Annotated in this window: 21 protein-coding genes; 9 read left to right on the forward strand and 12 right to left on the reverse strand. The window is 60.1% G+C overall.

All coding sequences use genetic code 11. The features are described 5' to 3' along the window. The first annotated feature begins 19 nt into the window (after positions 1–19). Complete coding sequence (locus N2599_RS16215; protein WP_027512343.1) at positions 20–1021, forward strand: DUF2125 domain-containing protein; 1002 nt, start codon at positions 20–22, stop codon at positions 1019–1021. Positions 1022–1024: 3 nt separating this feature from the next. Here N2599_RS16215 and N2599_RS16220 read toward each other — a convergent pair whose 3' ends face one another. From N2599_RS16220 to N2599_RS16230, 3 genes are all read right to left on the reverse strand, one after another. After that, positions 1025–1957 (reverse strand): prephenate/arogenate dehydrogenase family protein, encoded by a 933-nt coding sequence (locus tag N2599_RS16220; protein WP_027512344.1) that lies wholly within the window; start codon positions 1955–1957, stop codon positions 1025–1027. Continuing rightward, entirely contained in the window at positions 1954–3063 is a 1110-nt protein-coding gene (hisC, locus tag N2599_RS16225; RefSeq protein WP_027512345.1) for a histidinol-phosphate transaminase, read from the reverse strand. Before hisC ends, N2599_RS16220 begins: the two co-directional genes overlap by 4 nt. A gap of 87 nt (positions 3064–3150) precedes the next feature. Next, the gene (locus N2599_RS16230) at positions 3151–3927 is read right to left on the reverse strand and encodes a class I SAM-dependent methyltransferase (RefSeq protein WP_027512346.1); all 777 of its coding nucleotides are present in this window, start codon (positions 3925–3927) and stop codon (positions 3151–3153) included. Between the two features lie 53 nt (positions 3928–3980). Here N2599_RS16230 and gloB point away from each other — a divergent pair, with 53 nt between their 5' ends. Both gloB and N2599_RS16240 read left to right on the forward strand, forming a co-directional pair. Further along, on the forward strand, positions 3981–4751 hold the full coding sequence (gene gloB / locus N2599_RS16235; protein WP_027512347.1) for a hydroxyacylglutathione hydrolase: 771 nt from the start codon (positions 3981–3983) through the stop codon (positions 4749–4751). Beyond that, entirely contained in the window at positions 4751–5173 is a 423-nt protein-coding gene (locus N2599_RS16240; protein ID WP_027512348.1) for a cupin domain-containing protein, read from the forward strand. The genes gloB and N2599_RS16240 overlap by 1 nt, the downstream gene beginning before the upstream one ends. 3 nt (positions 5174–5176) lie before the next feature. On the opposite strand, the gene yddG is transcribed toward N2599_RS16240, so the two are convergent. Together yddG and N2599_RS16250 are read right to left on the reverse strand one after the other, a co-directional pair. Then, positions 5177–6070 (reverse strand): aromatic amino acid exporter YddG, encoded by an 894-nt coding sequence (gene yddG / locus N2599_RS16245; protein ID WP_027512349.1) that lies wholly within the window; start codon positions 6068–6070, stop codon positions 5177–5179. Positions 6071–6098: 28 nt separating this feature from the next. Then, a complete protein-coding gene (locus tag N2599_RS16250) occupies positions 6099–6875 on the reverse strand; it encodes a DUF3108 domain-containing protein (RefSeq protein WP_027512350.1) in 777 nt (258 codons plus the stop codon). Between the two features lie 239 nt (positions 6876–7114). Between N2599_RS16250 and rpmB the strand changes: the two genes are divergently transcribed. Continuing rightward, a complete protein-coding gene (gene rpmB / locus N2599_RS16255; RefSeq protein ID WP_027512351.1) occupies positions 7115–7405 on the forward strand; it encodes a 50S ribosomal protein L28 in 291 nt (96 codons plus the stop codon). Between the two features lie 112 nt (positions 7406–7517). Continuing rightward, complete coding sequence (locus N2599_RS16260; protein ID WP_027512352.1) at positions 7518–8153, forward strand: queuosine precursor transporter; 636 nt, start codon at positions 7518–7520, stop codon at positions 8151–8153. Positions 8154–8184: 31 nt separating this feature from the next. Here N2599_RS16260 and N2599_RS16265 read toward each other — a convergent pair whose 3' ends face one another. The 4 genes from N2599_RS16265 to N2599_RS16280 all read right to left on the reverse strand — a co-directional run bounded on the left by N2599_RS16265 (position 8185) and on the right by N2599_RS16280 (position 13032). After that, positions 8185–9177: an esterase-like activity of phytase family protein gene (locus tag N2599_RS16265; RefSeq protein WP_027512353.1), complete on the reverse strand. Its 993-nt coding sequence runs from the start codon at positions 9175–9177 to the stop codon at positions 8185–8187. 22 nt (positions 9178–9199) lie between these two features. Further along, the gene (cobT, locus tag N2599_RS16270; protein WP_027512354.1) at positions 9200–11101 is read right to left on the reverse strand and encodes a cobaltochelatase subunit CobT; all 1902 of its coding nucleotides are present in this window, start codon (positions 11099–11101) and stop codon (positions 9200–9202) included. A 12-nt stretch (positions 11102–11113) separates the two neighbouring features. Further along, positions 11114–12106 (reverse strand): cobaltochelatase subunit CobS, encoded by a 993-nt coding sequence (gene cobS, locus N2599_RS16275; protein ID WP_027512355.1) that lies wholly within the window; start codon positions 12104–12106, stop codon positions 11114–11116. Between the two features lie 311 nt (positions 12107–12417). Then, entirely contained in the window at positions 12418–13032 is a 615-nt protein-coding gene (locus N2599_RS16280) for a J domain-containing protein (RefSeq protein ID WP_027512356.1), read from the reverse strand. Positions 13033–13136: 104 nt separating this feature from the next. Between N2599_RS16280 and N2599_RS16285 the strand changes: the two genes are divergently transcribed. Both N2599_RS16285 and N2599_RS16290 read left to right on the forward strand, forming a co-directional pair. Next, positions 13137–13421, forward strand: a complete 285-nt coding sequence (locus N2599_RS16285) for a BolA family protein (RefSeq protein WP_027512357.1) — start codon at positions 13137–13139, stop codon at positions 13419–13421. 56 nt (positions 13422–13477) lie between these two features. After that, on the forward strand, positions 13478–13801 hold the full coding sequence (locus N2599_RS16290) for a hypothetical protein (RefSeq protein ID WP_027512358.1): 324 nt from the start codon (positions 13478–13480) through the stop codon (positions 13799–13801). A gap of 3 nt (positions 13802–13804) precedes the next feature. Here the strand turns inward: N2599_RS16290 and N2599_RS16295 are convergent, their stop codons facing one another. Genes N2599_RS16295 through N2599_RS16305 form a run of 3 tightly spaced genes read right to left on the reverse strand, consistent with a single transcriptional unit; the run spans position 13805 to position 16829 of the window. Then, positions 13805–15115, reverse strand: a complete 1311-nt coding sequence (locus tag N2599_RS16295; RefSeq protein ID WP_027512359.1) for an HlyC/CorC family transporter — start codon at positions 15113–15115, stop codon at positions 13805–13807. Then, the gene (gene aroB, locus N2599_RS16300) at positions 15112–16242 is read right to left on the reverse strand and encodes a 3-dehydroquinate synthase (protein WP_027512360.1); all 1131 of its coding nucleotides are present in this window, start codon (positions 16240–16242) and stop codon (positions 15112–15114) included. The genes N2599_RS16295 and aroB overlap by 4 nt, the downstream gene beginning before the upstream one ends. Continuing rightward, a complete protein-coding gene (locus N2599_RS16305) occupies positions 16239–16829 on the reverse strand; it encodes a shikimate kinase (RefSeq protein ID WP_027512361.1) in 591 nt (196 codons plus the stop codon). The genes aroB and N2599_RS16305 overlap by 4 nt, the downstream gene beginning before the upstream one ends. Positions 16830–16975: 146 nt before the next feature. On the opposite strand from N2599_RS16305, the gene N2599_RS16310 reads away from it, so the two are divergent. Both N2599_RS16310 and xerD read left to right on the forward strand, forming a co-directional pair. Continuing rightward, positions 16976–17152: a hypothetical protein gene (locus N2599_RS16310; RefSeq protein ID WP_027512362.1), complete on the forward strand. Its 177-nt coding sequence runs from the start codon at positions 16976–16978 to the stop codon at positions 17150–17152. Between the two features lie 4 nt (positions 17153–17156). Further along, positions 17157–18110, forward strand: a complete 954-nt coding sequence (xerD, locus tag N2599_RS16315; protein WP_027512363.1) for a site-specific tyrosine recombinase XerD — start codon at positions 17157–17159, stop codon at positions 18108–18110. Positions 18111–18150 lie beyond the last annotated feature (40 nt).

Here is an 18150-nt window from a genome sequence, read left to right on the forward strand (position 1 = left end):
TCACCATTGGAGAACCATCATGGCAGCGTCAAGCCAATCCGGCAGCGGCAGAAAATTCTGGTTGCTCGGCTTGGGCATCGTTCTGTTCATCGCGATCTATACCGGCGGTTGGTTCTACGCGGCCTCGCAGCTCAAGGAGACGGTGCTGAAGGCGATTACGCCGCGCAGCACGGCGGGCGTCAGCGGCGAATGCGCCGGTATCGACTTTCGCGGCTACCCGTTCCGCATCGGCCTCTATTGCTCGAAAGTAAGTGTGGACGACAACACGAACGGCGTCTCGGCTTCCTTTGGCGAACTTCGCTCCGCAGCGCAGGTTTACGCGCCGGGCCATATCGTTTGGGAGCTCGATGCGCCGGCCGAAATCCGTACGGCAAACGGCCTTTCGATCTCGGCTGAATGGGCCAATCTGCAATCCAGTCTGGTGACGAGGCTGAGGGGCATCGACCGGACTTCAATGGTCATCGAAGGCCTGAAGGCGACCGCTGTCTCCTCCTATACTGGGCAGACGGTCAATATCGATGCGGGACGCACGGAAGTCCACCTGCGCCAGAATGCAGGCGATCTCGATGGTGCCGTCTCCCTCCAGGATGCAAATGCCGTCATCAAGGACTGGCCACAGGTCTTCCCGAAATTCGCGGCGAGCGCCGATATAACCCTTGCAGGCAAGGGTGGAATGATCGACGGCAGCGACCCGCAGGGGCTTTATGGGGCCAGCGGAGAGCTGCGCAAGGCCGTGGCGGATATCGGTGACGGCAAGGTGATGACGCTTACCGGGCCCTTCTCCTTCGATGCACAAGGCTTCCTGTCCGGCAAATTCAAGCTCGAAATCGAGCAGCTCGGCCCTTGGCGCGACAGCCTGAAACAGGCCTTCCCGGAAATCTCCGAAACCGTCGACACCGCCGCCAGGCTTCTGAAGGCGCTCGCGGTCGGCGGGGACAAGGTTTCGGTCGATCTCCTCGTTCAGCACGGCAATGCCACCGTAAGCGGCTTCATCCCACTCGGCACGATCCCGCCGATCTGAGGCTCAGTTTGCCTTCGTATCCTGCACGTGGGGGCGGCCAAAGTCCGGCGCGTCCACGTCCTGTCCCGCCTGAACGATCGAGCGACGGATTGCGCGGGTGCGGCTGAAAAGTTCGAAAAGCTTGTCGCCCTCGCCCCAGCGGATGGCGCGCTGCAGATAGGCGAGGTCTTCCGAAAAGCGCGCCAACATTTCAAGGATCGCATCCTTGTTGTGCAGGCAGACGTCACGCCACATCGTCGGATCGGACGCCGCAAGGCGCGTAAAGTCACGAAAGCCGGAGGCGGAATATTTGATGACTTCCGATTCCGTCACGGCTTCCAAATCGTCCGCCGTGCCGACAATATTGTAAGCGATGATATGCGGTAGGTGCGAGACGATGGCGAGCACCTTGTCGTGGTGCTCGGCGTCCATCTCATCGACCTTTGAGCCAAGGCTTTCCCAGAACTTGCGGAGCTTTTTTAGTGCGCTGTCATCCGTGCCCGTAATTGGCGTAAAGATGCACCAACGGCCTTCAAATAGGCCGGGGAAACCCGCATCGGGTCCGGATTTCTCCGTACCGGCCAGCGGATGACCGGGGATGAAGTGCACATGCGGCGGCATATGCGGCTGCATCTGCGCGATGACCGACGCCTTGGTGGATCCGACGTCAGTGACGATCGCGCCAGGCTTTAGGGTCCCTGCGATTTCCCTCGCAATGCTTTCCGAGGCGCCAACCGGCACGGACACGATAACGAGATCGGCATCCCTGGCAGCCTCGGCCGACGAACTCGTATAATGGCTGCCGAGCTGAAGTTCCTCGGCGCGCTTCAGCGTTTGAGCACTGCGCGTGGCAACGACGACTTCATTGGCAAGCCCGAGCCGCTTGATGTCATGGGCGATCGAGGAGCCGATCAGCCCGATGCCGATCAGCGCGATGCGATCAAACTGCGCTGTCATGTCGGGCGTCCCATGAATTCACCGAGCGCTTCGATAACGCCATGATTGGCTTCTTCCGGACCGATGCTCATGCGAAGTGAATTGGGGAAGCCGTAGCTGCGAACCGCCCGCAGGATGTAGCCGCGGCTTGTCAGGAACTCGTCGGCATCGGTAGCACGCTTGCCATCGGCATCCGGAAAATGAATGAGAACGAAATTCGCCACCGACGGCGTGACCTTGAGACCGATCGTTTCGAGCGCTCCGGTGACCTTCTCGACCCACATCTGATTGAAGGAAGCGGCCTGCTGCATGAAGGCCTGATCGCGGATCGCTGCGGCACCGGCCGCGATCGCCGGCGCATTCATATTGAAAGGGCCACGCACGCGGTTCAGCGCATCGATGATCTCGGCAGGCGCATACATCCAGCCGACGCGGAGCGCGGCAAGCCCATAAACCTTCGAGAAGGTCCGGGTCATGACGACGTTCGCGTTCGAGGAGACGACCTCGATACCGGATTCATAGTCGTTGCGCCGGACATACTCGGCATAGGCCGAATCGAGCACCAGGACGACATGGTTCGGCAGGCCGGCCTGCAGGCGACGAACTTCGCTGACTGGGATATAGGTGCCGGTCGGATTGCCGGGATTGGCGATGAAGACGATCTTCGTCTTGTCGCTTACCGCCGCCAGGATCGCATCGACATCGACGGTATGGTCCTTCTCCTTCACCACGACAGGCGTCGCGCCCGCGCCCATGATCTGAATCTTGTAAACGAGGAAGCCGTGCTCGGTGATGATGCCTTCGTCACCGGGGCTGAGATAAACGTGGCAGAGCAAGCCGAGCAGTTCGTCCGAGCCGTTGCCGCACATGATGTTAGCCGGATTCAAGCCGTGAATCGCAGCGATCGCCTCGCGCAGTTCGATCGCCTGGCCGTCCGGATAGCGCTCGAGATGGCCCGCGGCCTCACGGAAGGCCTCGATCGCCTTCGGGCTCGCACCAAGCGGCGTTTCGTTGGAGGAGAGCTTGTAGACGCGGGCAACGCCTGGTGCATGTTCCTTGCCCGGTACATAGGCTGCAATGTCCAGAATACCGGGACGCGGAACAGGCTTGCTCATCTCAACACTCATGGGATCGACCTTGAAAAAACGCCGGAAATTCCGGCCGGAAATTGCCCTGTGGCAATAAAGCGGAACGCGGCCTTTGTCGAGTGAGACTTAGTAGCTGCGCGTCGTCGGGACGCCATGCGGCGCAAGAACCGGGACGAAGACGCGGCGCGACGCCCGTGCGGCAACCGGCAGTCCCTGATAGAGCCGCTTCTGTGCCTCGACGATGATGACGCCGGAAAAGGCCGGCCAGAGCGTGCGGCCGATGCGTTCGAAGCCGCGGCGAAGGCTGAGAACCGTGCGAAGCTTCGATGGCGGGAAGAAGAGCGCCTCGGCCGTAGCGCCGGGCGTGAAATTCGTCTCGCGTAGCAGATGCGTGAGCTGACCCCGCGAATAGGGGCGCCCGGAGCCGAAAGGCGTATGCTCCATGCGCGCCCAGACACCGCGCCGGTTCGGCACGACGATGACGAGCCGTCCGCCGGGCGCAAGCACGCGCCAGAGCTCTTTCAAGGTTTCCCGCGGGCTTTCGGCGAATTCCAGCGAATGAACCATCAGCACACGATCGATGGACGAATCGGGAAGCGGCAATTCTTCATCGAAGATCAGAGCGGTCGATGACAAGGATCCCACCGGCCAGTTCACGGCGCCCTGCCCGGCGGGCATAAAGGCGAAGGTGCGCTCAGTATCGGCACCGAACCGGTCGAGGAATGGAACGGCATAGCCGATGCCGACGAGCCGCTCCTGCGGCAGCCGCACCCAAAGCGACGACAGCGCCATAGCGATAGAGTGCTCGGCAAGGCGCCCGAGCTCGGAATGATAGAACTGGCGCAGATCGACAATATCCGTGTGCATCGCAATAAATGTTATCAGCGGGCGATTGGACTTCAAGGCCGGAGCCTCTACATTCCGGACAAGTTTGTGGGAAAGAGGCCGTTTGGACAATGAAAGCCTTGGAATTAGAAGTTTTTCTCTGCCGATCCGATAATTTTGGCGTTCTCGTGCATGATCCGGAGTCCGGGCTGACCGCGTCGATCGACGCGCCGGAAGAGGCAGCCGTAGCATCGGCTGCAAAGCGGCGCGGATGGAAGATTTCGCACATCTTCACCACGCATCACCACACTGATCATGTCGAAGGCAATCTGGCGCTGAAAGAGCAGTTCGGCTGTGAAATCATCGGTCCGGTCAACGAAGCTATTGCAATTCCCGGCCTCGACAAATCGATGGCCGATGGCGACAGCTTCCTCTTCGGTGACCACACGGTCAACGTCATCGAAACGCCGGGTCATACCGCGGGCCATATCTGTTACCACTTCGCCGACGACAAACTGCTCTTTGCCGCCGATACGCTCTTTGCGCTCGGCTGTGGCCGTCTCTTCGAGCGTCCGGCCGCGGATATGTGGCATTCACTTCAGAAGCTGGCCGTTCTGCCGGACGAAACGGCAATCTATTTCGGCCATGAATATACGCTTTCGAACGCCCGTTTCGCCTTGACGATCGATCCGGCCAACGAGCGGCTGAAGACGCGTGCAGCAGAGATCGAAGCTTTGCGCGCTGAAGGCAGGTTCACCATCCCGACGACGCTGGCCCTGGAAAAGGAAACTAATCCTTTCCTTCGTGCCGCGGATCCCGCGATCCGCCGCAATCTCCTGATGGAAAGCAAGACGAATGAGGAAGTCTTTGCGGAGATCCGCAGGCGCAAGGACAATTTCTGATGGTTCCCGACGAGATTATCGCGGCGCTGTCGATGCAGCCGCATCCGGAAGGCGGCTGGTACGTACAAACGTTTCGCGACGACAACGGTGGAGATCGCGGACATTCGACGGCGATTTATTACCTGCTGAGGGCAGGGCAGCGTTCGCATTGGCATCGCGTTCACGATGCGGCGGAGGTCTGGCATTACTACGCCGGTGCGCCGCTGGCGCTCCACCGGTCCGAAAACGGCGCGAAAAGCGAAACCTTGCGGCTGGGCACAGACTTGGCAAACGGCGAGCGCCCGCAGGCGGTCATTCCGGCAAACTGGTGGCAATCAGCAGAAACGCTCGGCGAATACACGCTTGTTGGCTGCACAGTGGCGCCCGGGTTCGAATTCTCGAAATTTGAAATGGCACCGCCAAATTGGAAACCGGGCGGCTGAGACCTATTCAGCCGCTGCAGTCTGTTCCCCGACGCTTTTGCGGCGAAACATTTCCTGAGCCGCAAGCACCGCACCGCCGGTGACCAGCAGGCAGGCAAGCGCGATACGCCAGCTTGGCTCGGCAAAACCGAATATCGTCAGGATAAGCGTCGAAAGCAGCGGCGCCGCATAGCTTGCCGCGCCGAGGATCTGGATGTCGCCGTTCTTGACGCCGTAATCCCAGGCATAGAAGGCTGCACCGACCGGGAAGAGCCCAAGACCGGCGACGGCGATCCATTCGAGGGCCGTTTCCGGCCAGACGGTCATTTCCAGGCCGAGATGGCAGAGAAACGACAAAATGGAGGTCGCAAGGCAGAAGCCGGTGACGACATCGGTCGAAACCGCGTCGAAGCGCCGCGTCAGCAGCGAGTAACCGGACCAAGTGAAGGCGCAAAGAAACGCCGCGCCATAACCGGCGGCATATGCACCGTCGAAATCGATGCCGTTGCGGCTCACGATCAGGAATGTGCCGCAGAGCCCTGCAAGCGCCCCTGCCACATGATACCAGCGCAGCCGTTCGCCCGGCAGCAGCGCCGAGCCGACAACGATGAGCAACGGCCAGAGATAGGCAATCAGCCCCGCCTCGACCGCGGGCGCATTCCGGAGCGCCGTGAAATAGAGGAAGTGATAGCCGAAAAGACCCGCGATGCCGATGATCCAGACCTTGGCTGGCTGCTTCAGGAGCGCCACGCGCGACGGATTGAGGATCAGCACGATGAAGCCCGGGATGCTGCCGATCGCAAAACAGATCGCCGAAAGTTGGAACGGCGGCATCTTACCGGACGCTGCGGTGAAGAGCGCCAGAAACGACCACATCAAAATGGCCGTGAACCCGATCAATGTCGCCCGAAGCTTCACCTGTCCCCCTTCACGGAGACCAACTCCGTCAGCTTGCGCGATATTTCACCGCGGTAATCGTCACCGTTCCGTATTGCGTCGGAATGCGGACATAGACCGGAGCATATACATTCGCGGCATCCGCCTTTGCAAACCAGATTTCCATATTGCCGCTTCTGCTCAGGTAGTCGATATCCTTGCGGCCCTTCCTGTAGCCAGACCTCGGCACGAAACGCACACCGCAGACCGTCGCCTTGCCTGAGAATCCATCCGTCTTGAAGTCCTCGGAACCCTTTGGCGAAAGCACGAGGTCCATGCGCATCTCGCCATCATAGATCGGTAAGCGCTGCGAGCAGAGCTTCGTATCCGCCGGGAAGATCAATCCGGAGATGGGATCAAGGACAGAGCGCATATCGCCCGGCTTGACATCGACCCAGTTACGCGGCTGGCGCCGTTCCGGTTTCACCGTCGTTGAGACGATATTGCCGTTTCTATAGCGGACTTCATAGGTGCGCACGCGTTTGCCGCTCTTGTAGTAGAGGTAGTAGCGCTGCGCCTGGAGCCGGTCGTTGCGCAGGACACCGGTGACGCTGGTCTTCGCAGCAATGTTCGTCACAAGATCGGCAAGGCCCGCCGAGCTGATATTGCCTGAAACCTGGTAGCGCTGATCATTTCCGATTTGGGTCACGAAGGCGGCGCGTGCAATCGGCAGAATCCCGAGGGCAACCTTGTACTCCGTGCGATGACGGATTTCGGCCGCGCTGGCTGGAATGGACACCAGCGCTGCAATTAACGATAGGAAAATCCGCTTGCCCAAATGAGCCATGAAGAGAGCCTTTTTCACGGGCAGACAATGCCCTGCACAAACGGTCTATACTCCTGCCGCTATCCAAGCAAACACGAGCTTTTTGACGGAATTGCGGGAAAGGCCAAGGTTTGGCTTGACGCGGGCGGCCGGCCTGACTATAGAACCGCAACTTTCCAATTATGGCCTGTTGGATTGCAGACCCGCGTTTGTCGGGGCATCGCAATTCGATGGTCTAGAAAAACAAGAATAGGTGTTCAATGTCCCGCGTGTGCGAATTGACCGGCAAGGCCGTCCTGACTGGTAACAATGTCAGCCATGCCAACAACAAGACCAAGCGTCGGTTCCTGCCGAACCTGTGCCAGGTTACGCTGATCTCCGACGCTCTCGGCCAGCGCTACCGTCTGCGTGTTTCGGCTGCTGCCCTACGCTCCGTCGAGCATCGCGGTGGCCTCGATGCCTTCCTGGTCAAGGCAAGCGAAAACGAACTGTCGATGCGCGCTCGTCTGCTGCGCCGTCAGATCGTCAAGAAGACCGCCGAAGCCGCATAAGCTTCGACATCTTCTTCGATACGGCTTCAAAGGCTTGCACGGCGAATACCGGACAAGCCTTTTGCTTTGCCGGCCCAATGATCCAACTGGTGGCATCACCCAGGATAAAAAAATGCTGAAGACCCGCTATACCCTCCTCTATATCGCCCTGATGACGCTCGTCGTCGTGGCTTCCAACTTCCTCGTCCAGTTCCCGTTGACTGCCGAAATCGCAGGCATCAACCTTGCCGACATCCTGACCTGGGGCGCATTCACTTATCCGGTCGCCTTCCTGATCACCGACCTCACGAATCGCCAGTTCGGCCCTCAGGCAGCGCGAAAGGTCGTGTTCGCCGGCTTCGTCGTCGGCATCGGGCTTTCCTTCTTCACGTCAGTGCCGCGCATCGCGATCGCCTCTGGTTCCGCTTACCTCGCCGGCCAGCTGCTCGATATCGCCGTCTTCAATCGTCTTCGCCGCCAGACCTGGTGGCGTGCGCCGCTCGTCGGTTCGCTCATCGGCTCGGCGCTCGATACGGCGATCTTCTTCTCCTTCGCCTTTGCCGCCTTCTTCGTCTTCCTCGGCCCGAACGATCCGTTTGCGCTGGAACCGGCCCCGGTCCTTGGTGCGTTTGCCGCTCAGGCGCCGCGGTGGATTTCCTGGGCGATCAGCGATTTCTCGGTGAAGATGCTCATGGGTCTCGTCATGCTGCTTCCCTACGGCGCACTCATGAACGTGCTGCGGCCGATGCAGCCGGTCCGGGCAAGCTGATGGCCAGAAGGCCCGCCTTCGAGCGGGCCTTCTATTCAGTGAGACGAAATTCCAGCATGAGGTTTCGCTCCAGAATGGAGTGGTTGTCATCGGAAACAATGATCACATGCGTGCTGCCGTCCGGCGCCTGAAAGGCATCCAAGCCTTCCATATTGTCGATCTGGTAACCGAAATCGGCCGTCAATAAAATTTTGCCATCGACGACGGCGTCCGGCCTGATCTCTGCCGCGGCGATACGGCGGATGCGCATGCCGATGCCATTGGCGATGTTGAAACGCCGCTCCAGAAGCAGAAGATCGCCGTCCGGCAGAAAGGCACCGTCCGTCGGGTCGAAATCGCCGTTGTGCGTCACCGCGAAGCGTCCCTTGAGCGGACCGTCGAGGATCGCGCCGTGGACATTTCCCCCCCGATCCCGGCTCTCTTCCGAGATAATGACGGTCGCTCCCTTCAGAGCGCTTTCGGGCGGAGCCGCCGCCAGCGTCTCAAAGCCGCGGCCGCCTCGGAGTGATCTCATCGGCACGAGAAGCGGGATGGAGGCAACCGATGACGAGGTCTCGAACCCAAGATCGGGGTAGACCTCGACCCGATGGTCTTGTTCGAAGGAGACTAGGACCTGGTCACCCTTGAGGGCAAGACCCTCGGCGTCCATGTGCCCTTTGCCCTCGAAAGTCCGCCCGCTTCCGTTTCGCATGGGCGCGATTCCAACGCCGGACACACCGGAAAGCTTGTCCTGCTGGTCACGTTCAATGCTGCCGGTCAGCCAGTGGCCGGTATCCAGCACACCGACGAAATGCTTCCCATCCGGTCTGAAACGGATCGACGACCACGAGCCGAAGAGCGGGTTGCCAGACACCATCTCCAGCCCACCAAGGAATTCCAGCGGCCCGAACTTGGTCTCGCTGGAGCCGATCTTGAAGGTCGAAATGACGCGGCTGCTGACATCCACGCTCTCGCCCGCAACCGCGATCGAAGCATCCCCCGCGAGACAAAGAGCAAGCAAAGCGGCGCGGGACAAACGGATCATCAAGCGCCGGTTCCTTTCGGCATCAGCTTGCACGTCGCAGGCGGCCGCCGCGCGGCTGCGCTGCCTGATCTTCGAAGAGTGAGGCAAGCTGCTCGGTCATAGCACCTGCAAGCTCATCCGCGTCCACGATGGTCACGGCACGGCGATAATAGCGCGTCACGTCGTGGCCGATGCCGATCGCCAGCAGTTCGACCGGCGAACGGGTCTCGATCTGTTCGATCACAGCGCGCAGGTGACGCTCGAGGTAGTTGCCGGGATTGACCGACAGAGTCGAATCATCGACCGGCGCGCCATCCGAAATCATCATCAGGATGCGGCGCTGCTCGCGGCGCGCGAGAAGCCGGTTATGCGCCCAAATCAGCGCTTCGCCGTCGATGTTTTCCTTGAGCAGCCCTTCGCGCATCATCAGGCCGAGATTGGTGCGCGCGCGGCGCCACGGCGCGTCGGCAGACTTGTATACGATGTGACGCAGGTCGTTGAGGCGGCCGGGCGTCTGCGGCTTGCCGCCGGCAAGCCAGCTCTCGCGCGCCTGCCCGCCCTTCCAGGCCTTGGTCGTGAAGCCAAGGATCTCGACCTTGACGCCGCAACGCTCCAGCGTGCGGGCCAGAATATCGGCGCAGGTGGCTGCAACGGTGATCGGGCGTCCGCGCATCGAGCCCGAATTGTCGATCAGCAGCGTCACGACCGTATCGCGGAACTGTGTGTCCCGCTCCATCTTGAAGGACAGCGGCTGCATCGGATCAATGATGATGCGCTGCAGGCGGGCCGTATCGAGATAGCCCTCTTCCAAGTCGAAGTCCCAGGAGCGGCTCTGCTGCGCCATCAGCCGGCGCTGCAGTCGATTGGCGAGCCGGCCGACAGCGCCCTGCAGGTGCGCGAGTTGCTTGTCGAGGAAGGCGCGCAGGCGCTCCAGTTCGGCAGCGTCGCAAAGCTCCTCGGCAGTGATGATCTCGTCGAACTCTTCGGTAAAGACGTGATAATCGACCTTCTCGTTGAAATCGGCAAAAGGCGTGTTCGGACGACGGGTTTCGCCCGGCGTTTCCGAATCGTCCTCGCCCTCTTCCATCATGTCGTCGTCGGAGATCTCGGCGCCCTCGGTCTCGCCGTCTTCCATCTGCTCGTCGGCGACCTCGCTGTCCTCAACAGGAGCAGCGTCCGTGCCGGCGTCGTCATCCACTTCGTCTTGATCGGACTCGTCGCCATTCGGCTGGTCTTGCTGATCCTGCTCGTCGTCCTGGTCGGGTTCGCTGTCGTCACCGCCGTATTCTTCCGCCATTTCCATGGCGGAGAGCATGTGGCGGATCGCCTTCGAGAAGGCCTGCTGGTCATTGATGACGCTTGCGAGGTCATCGAGTTCGGAGCCCGCCTTCTCCTCTATAAAGGGCCGCCAGAGATCGAGAACCTTTCCCGCAGAGGCCGGCGGCTTCTGGCCGGTCAGTTTCTCGCGCACCATCATGGCGACAGCTTCGCTGACCGGCGCATCCTCCTGCCGCTCGATGCCTGTGAAATTCGCTTTCGCGTATTTCTCCTCGGCCATGGAACGCAGGTTCGCGGCCACACCCTCCATGCGCAGCGTGCCGATCGATTCGACGCGCGCCTGTTCGACGGCATCGAAAATCGCCCGCGCGTCCGGACCCTGCGGCGCCATCGTCGCATGGACCTTCTCATCGTGGCAGGCAAGCCGAAGAGCCATGGAATCGCCGAGCCCGCGGGTCACCGCCAGCTCATGCGCCGTCGGCCGCTTGGAAAGTTCCGGCAGGCGAATACGCTCAGCCGTCATGCCAGGGCGTTCGTTGGCGAACGTCACCTCGACCTCGCTGTCGCCCGCAATCGCCCGGACGCAGCCGGTTATCGCACGCCGCAACGGCTCGACGTCGACCGGGCCGTTCGGCTTTGCTTTCGAATTGTCACCACGAGACACCATGATCGACCGGCCTTAGGCCTCCAGCACGATGTTGGCTGCGCTTTCCTTGAGCTCGATACCGAAGGCGCGCTGATAGTGCTCGGCGACCAGCGGACGCTCCAGTTCGTCGCACTTGTTGAGGAAGGTGACGCGGAAGGCGAAGGCGAGATCGCCGAAGATATCAGCGTTTTCGGCCCAGGTGATGACCGTGCGCGGACTCATGACGGTCGAGAGATCGCCATTCATGAACGAAGCGCGCGTCAGATCGGCAACTCGGACCATCTTGGAGACGATGTCTCGGCCGTTCTTGTCTTTCCCAAAGCTCTTCACCTTGGCGGCGACGATATTCACTTCATGTTCGTGCGGCAGGTAATTCAGCGTCGTCACGATCGACCAGCGGTCCATCTGCGCCTGGTTGATCTGCTGCGTGCCGTGATAGAGGCCGGTCGTATCGCCAAGGCCGATGGTGTTGGCCGTCGCGAACAGCCGGAAGGCCGGATGCGGACGGATGACGCGGCTCTGGTCGAGCAGCGTCAGGCGACCGGAGGATTCCAGCACGCGCTGAATGACGAACATGACGTCCGGACGGCCGGCGTCATATTCATCGAAGACGAGCGCGACATTGTGCTGATAGGCCCAGGGCAGGATGCCGTCCTTGAATTCCGTGACCTGAAGGCCGTCCCTGACGACAATCGCATCCTTGCCGACGAGATCGATACGGCTGACATGGCTGTCGAGATTGATGCGCACGCACGGCCAGTTGAGACGGGCAGCGACCTGCTCGATATGCGAGGATTTGCCAGTGCCGTGATAGCCGGAGATCATGACGCGCCGATTATGCGCAAAGCCCGCAAGAATGGCGAGCGTCGTCTCGCGATCGAAGAGATAGTCGTTATCGAGATCCGGAACGTAGGCATCGCCCTTGCTGTAAGCCGGTACGCGGATATCGGAATCAATCCCGAAGACCTCCCTGACCGAAACGGTGGTGTCTGGAAGCTCGGAAATATCAAGGTCAATCTTGCTCATCATGTCTCCAAGGCGGGTGCTTCCACCCGGCCATACTATCTCAGGCCATTTCGCAACCATGACGCCGCAGCTTTGTTCCGCGCCGTTTCAAGGTGGGAGCGTCGGCGATACTTCTCCGGGACTGAAGCGAAACCTCGGCGGGATAATGACCGCGTGCGAGCATTCTGGAACAAAGTCCCGGACAAGAAACGCCGCGTCCGGAAGGTTGGCAAAGGCGGCGATGGCAAAACGCACAGATCCATGCCGCGTTTGCCTGCGGCCTCAGCCGATTTGGACCATACCCGATTGAAAGCGGAGAGCAAGGACAGGAATTAACAAAAACCGTTCTGCTTCAACAATTGATAGGCCTGGATGACGGCGCGGAAGCGCTCTTCGGAACCGCGGTCGCCGCCGTTGGCATCGGGATGATGCTTCTTGACCAGTTCCTTGTAGCGGGTCTTGATCTCGGCAGAGGTGGCACTTGCCTGCAGCCCCATCGTATCGAAGGCCTTAGCCTCCAGACTCTTCAGCTTGCGTGGTTCCGGAAAGCGCGGACCGCTGCCCTTGGCGCCGCTGACGAAACCGAAGGGATCGCGCACGCGGCTATAGGCGCCGGAACGGATATCGGAATGCAGCGGGCTGTCCTTCGCCGCCTTGTTGACGCCGACGGTCCAGGTCGGGCGGTGGCCGGTAACCGCTTCCTTCTGATAGCGCGCGATTTCGCCGTCCGAAAGGCCGGAAAAATAATTGTAGCCCTTGTTGTATTCTTTGACGTGCTCGAAGCAGAAAAGAAAGAACTGACCTTCGGCATTGCGTCCGACGGGAGCGCGATGCACGCCTTTTTTGTCGCAGCCGTCCCACTGGCAGACTGGAGGAGCCTGCTCGGTTTCCTGCTCGCGCTTGCGGCGGGTACGAATGCGGTCGAAATATTTGGAATCGAGTCTCATGACGGCGCTAATTATGGGCCTGCGAAGAGGCGACAACAAGAATTGACAAACACGATTGTTGCTGGCTTGGTGGGAACCCCCTTTTTGCGAAGCAACCGGACGAAATCGTGACCCTTCTGACCCGCATCGAAGAAAAACTGACCGAAGCTTTTGCGCCTGAGCGCCTGAGCGTCATCAACGAAAGCCACCTGCATGCCGGCCATCAACCAGGTTTCACTGGTACCGGTGAAACGCACATTCGCGTGCGCATCGTCTCGGCCAAGTTTGCAGGAATGACGAGGCTCGCCCGCCACCGCGCCGTCACCGAACTGCTGAAGCCGGAACTCGATGCCGGGCTGCATGCGCTCGCGGTAGAGCTCGCCGCACCCGGCGAAGCAACTAGCTGGTAGCGGAACACGTCCGTCATATAGGCGTTTGTCTTCCTTTCACCAAGGAGGAAGCAGGGATGACGAAGCCGACGATCGCCCGCATCTGGCGCGGATGCACGCCAAGAGCCAAGGCTGATGAATACGAAGCCTATAACTACGAAACGGGCGTCAAGCCGCTGATTGAGAAAGCACTCGGCGTCCAGACATTTCGCGAAGACCGGGAAACGGAAAGCGAGTTTGTGACGATCTCCTATTGGGAGAATATCGAGGCGATGAGCACCTTTGCCGGCGCCGATCCCACGAAGATCCATCACCTTGAGCGCGACAGCGAATTTCTGATCGAGCTGCCGAAAGAAGTGCAAATCCTGCGCCTGCTTACCAGCCAGGGAGCGACCGGATAGCATTTAGAGCGACTTGATCTCGTTCTCCGCGGCGGGCCGGATGCGCAGTCTGGTGATGCGGTTCTTCTCGCGTTTCATGACGATGAAACGCTTGCCGTAAAAAGTGAAGGCCTGCCGCTCTTCCGGGATCGTCATCGATTCATGGATGACGAGGCCGGCGATCGTCGTCGCCTCATCGTCGGGCAACTGCCAATCGAGCGCGCGGTTCAGGTCCCGGATCGGCACGCTCCCGTCGACAATGATCGAGCCGTCCGATTCCTGGCGAACGCCCTGCATGTCGATATCGTGCTCATCGGAAATATCGCCGACGATTTCCTCGAGGATGTCCTCGAGCGTCACGATGCCCTGCACTTCGCCGTACTCGTCGACAACCACGGCGAAATGCTGCTTGCGGCGCAGGAAGGCATTGAGCTGGTCTTCGAGATTGGTGCTGTCCGGCACGAACCATGGCTTCTGCGAGATCTTGACGATGTCGAGATTTTCCGCCTCCACATTCGGCTCGGCGAGGGCGCGCAGCAGGTCTTTTGCATGGACAACGCCGATGATGTTGTCGATCGAACCGCGCCAGAGCGGCATGCGCGTATAAGGACTCTCTAGGATCGTGCGAACCACTGCTTCCGGCGCATCGTCGGCATTGATCGCCCGCATCGCCGTACGGTGGACCATGATGTCGGAGAGTTCGAGCTGGCTGAGATCAAGTATCCCGCCAAAGCGGTCCCGGTCAGCCTTCACCACTGCACCCTCGCGATGCAGGAAATCGACGGCGCCACGCAGTTCCTCATGGGCTGTTAGCATCGACGTTTCGCGTGAAAAGTTAATGCCGAAGAACGCCAGAATCCAGCGGACAAGCGCATTGACGAAAGACGAGACCGGGCCCACGACCGCAACGAAGAGCTTTACCGGCAGGGCGACGCCCAGCGAAAAACGGTCCGGCGACGAAATCGCCCAGCTCTTCGGCAGTACTTCCGCGAAGATGACGAGGATTACCGTCATCGCAAGGGTTGCGAGCCCTACACCCGGACGCCCAAAGAGACCGAGGAATATGCTGGTCGCCAGAGACGAAGACAGAATGTTTGCGAGATTGTTGCCGATCAGCAGCGCGCCGATCAACCGGTCGCGTCGCTCGATCAGCTGGCGCACGAGGCCGGCCCGTTTGTCGCCATTGACCTCCAGCGTATGCATGCGGCTGCGCGAAGCCGCCGTCAGTGCCGTTTCCGAGCCGGAGAAGAAAGCGGACAGGAGCACGAGGGCCACGATGGAAACAATTTCCGGCCAGTAAACCGAAAGAAATGCCAGCGTGCCTTCAAGCGTCATTTCGGCTGCTTTTCCTTGAGAAAACTCAACACTTCTGAAGCCGGGACGTCATCGGCGATGAAGGACTGGCCAATGCCGTGCGTCAGGATGAAGGTGAACTTGCCGTTCTTCACCTTCTTGTCCTGCGCCATCGCGTCGAGCAGCTTTTCAGCCGGCGGAAGGGAGCCCGGAATATCGGACATGCGCGTTGGCAGGCCGACCTCTTTCAGATGCTTTTCGACACGCCTCGCATCATCTGGGCTCGCAAGGTTCATGCGCGCCGAAAACTCATGCGCGAGAACCATGCCGATCGAAACGCCCTCGCCGTGCACCAGGCGGGTGCTGTCATAGGCCGTGGCCGCCTCCAGAGCGTGCCCAAAAGTATGGCCGAGATTGAGAAGCGCGCGCGGACCGTTCTCGCGCTCGTCGGCGACCACGACATCTGATTTCGCCTGACAGCTTGTGGCAATCGCGTCGATACGCGCAGAGCCGCCGGCAAAGACGGCGTTCCAGTTTGTTTCAAGCCAAGCGAAAAAATCCGGTTTGTCGATGAGACCGTATTTCGCGACTTCGGCGTAGCCGGCGCGGAATTCGCGCTCGCTGAGCGAGTTTAAGACATCCGTATCGGCAAGAACCAGATCCGGCTGGTGGAAGACGCCGACAAGGTTCTTGCCGTGTCGGCTGTTGATGCCCGTCTTGCCGCCGACGGAGGAATCTACCTGCGAAAGCAAGGATGTCGGCACCTGCACGAAGCGCACACCGCGACGCACGATGCCAGCGGCAAAGCCAGCGAGATCGCCGATGACGCCGCCGCCAAGCGCAATCACAAAGTCGTTCCGCTCGACGCGCGCCTCCAGCACCTTATCGCAGACGGTCATCAGATGCTCGAAGCTTTTCGTCTTCTCGCCGGCGGGCAGCACAAGCTGCGCGGATACGATGCCCGAGCATTCGAGACTTCTAACCAGAGCTTCGAGATAGAGCGGCGCGACGTGCTCATCCGTGACGATCGCAGCTTTGCGGCCTTTCAGCCTCGATGCGATTTCCGCTCCGGCGCGTTCTATCAGCCGCGGCCCGATCAGTATGTCGTAGGCACGCTCGCCGAGCGGTACATGAACCTTTCGTTCGGACGAAGAGGTGATCGCATTCATGAAACGGCACTTTCGGTTTGGGCTTCGATCATGGCTTTCAGGACTTCGTCGGCCATGATTTCCTTGCGCACATCGCGCGACAGCACGGTGATGTCGGCTTCGGCATAAATCGGGTACCGCGCGTTCATCAGGTTTTTGAGCGTTTGCTTCGGATTTTCGGTCTTCAGGAGGGGGCGCGTATCGCGCTTGTTGACCCGCTCCCACAGCACATCGAGATCGGCCTTCAGCCATACGGAGAGGCCGCTCTTCTTGATGTGCTTGCGCGTCTGCTCATTGACAAAAGCGCCGCCGCCGGTGGAAATCACGCGCGGACCACTCTTCAGCAGCCGCTTCATCACGCGCGTTTCCAGCGCGCGGAACTCCTCTTCGCCGTAAGCTGCGAAAAGCTCCGAGATCGTCATCCGCGAGACGCGCTCGATCTCCACGTCGCTGTCGATGAAGGGAACGCCTAGCTGATGGGCGACGATACGGCCGACGGAGGATTTGCCAGCCCCCATGAGGCCAACCAGGATCAGATTGCGGGACCCGAGCGCGGCACGAGCTCTGTCTTTCAGGCTGTCTCCCACTTTCAGAACTGGGTCACTCATCGGTCCATTCACACTTTGTTTGCAAACGGTATCGACAAATGCGGGTGTAGCGTCAAGTCGCGGACCAGGGAAACATCGTCCAAAAGCCGCTTCTTGCACGCAAACCCGCTTCTTCATAAAAGAGGCAGAGCTCATGGAGTTAAGAAATGCCAACCCTCTTCCGTCTACTGGCTGTCCTGGCGATCATCGCCGGGGCGATCTATGGCGGCATGGTGGCGCTTGTGACATTCGTGGAGCCGCAGCCTCGCGACGTGACGATCCGAGTCCCGTCGGAACGGATCAACCCGCCGGCAACCGGCACGATCAAACCGGCGAAGAAATGATCCGATGAGAGATTTGAGCCGCGCCCACGTGGAAGCCTTTCTCGAGATGATGAGTGCGGAGCGAGGTGCAGCCGTAAACACGCTGCAATCCTATGAACGGGATCTCGATGATCTCCATGCATTCCTGAACGGCAAAAGCGTGCGGCTGACCGAAGCAGCCTCCGGCGATCTCGCTGCCTACCTCTCCTCGCTCTCGAAACGCGGCTTCAAGTCTTCGTCCCAAGCCCGCCGGCTGGCAGCCATGCGGCAATTCTACAAGTTCCTGTATGCCGAGGGCCTGCGGGTCGACGACCCGACAGGTGTTCTCGATGCTCCCAAGAAGGGGCGAGCTCTGCCAAAAACAATGGGTGTCGACGAGGTGACGCAGCTGTTGACCCGTGCAGAAACCGAGGCCGACGACCCCGCGGATGGCCAATTACAGCGCCGGCGGATGCTGGCGCTGCTGGAACTGCTTTATGCGACAGGAATGCGCGTCAGCGAACTCGTTTCGCTGCCGGCACGCGTCCTCGATCAGGAGGGCCGTTTTCTGATCATTCGCGGCAAGGGCAACAAGGAGCGGCTCGTACCGCTGTCTCAATCGGCCATCGCGGCACTCAAGGCCTATGGCCGGTTGCTTGCGGAAGTGACCGCAAAGGCGAAGGATCCGGTTGATAGTCCATGGCTTTTTCCGGCAGCCTCCAAGGAAGGTTATCTGCCCCGTCAGGTCTTCGCGCGTGACTTGAAAAACCTTGCAATCCGTGCCGGATTGACGCCGTCTCTGATCTCGCCGCACGTCATGCGCCACGCCTTTGCCAGCCATCTGCTTGCCAACGGCGCCGACCTTCGTGTGGTTCAGGAACTCCTCGGACATTCCGACATTTCCACGACACAGATCTACACGCATGTCCTTGAAGAAAGGCTGCAGCAACTGGTTCAGACGCATCACCCCCTTGCCAAACAGGCGAAAAAGCACGAATAGGACCGGCGACATGGGGCAAGGCCAGCAAGAATGCCCCGGG

Origin of the sequence: Rhizobium sullae, from assembly GCF_025200715.1 — a bacterium.
GTDB lineage: Bacteria > Pseudomonadota > Alphaproteobacteria > Rhizobiales > Rhizobiaceae > Rhizobium > Rhizobium sullae.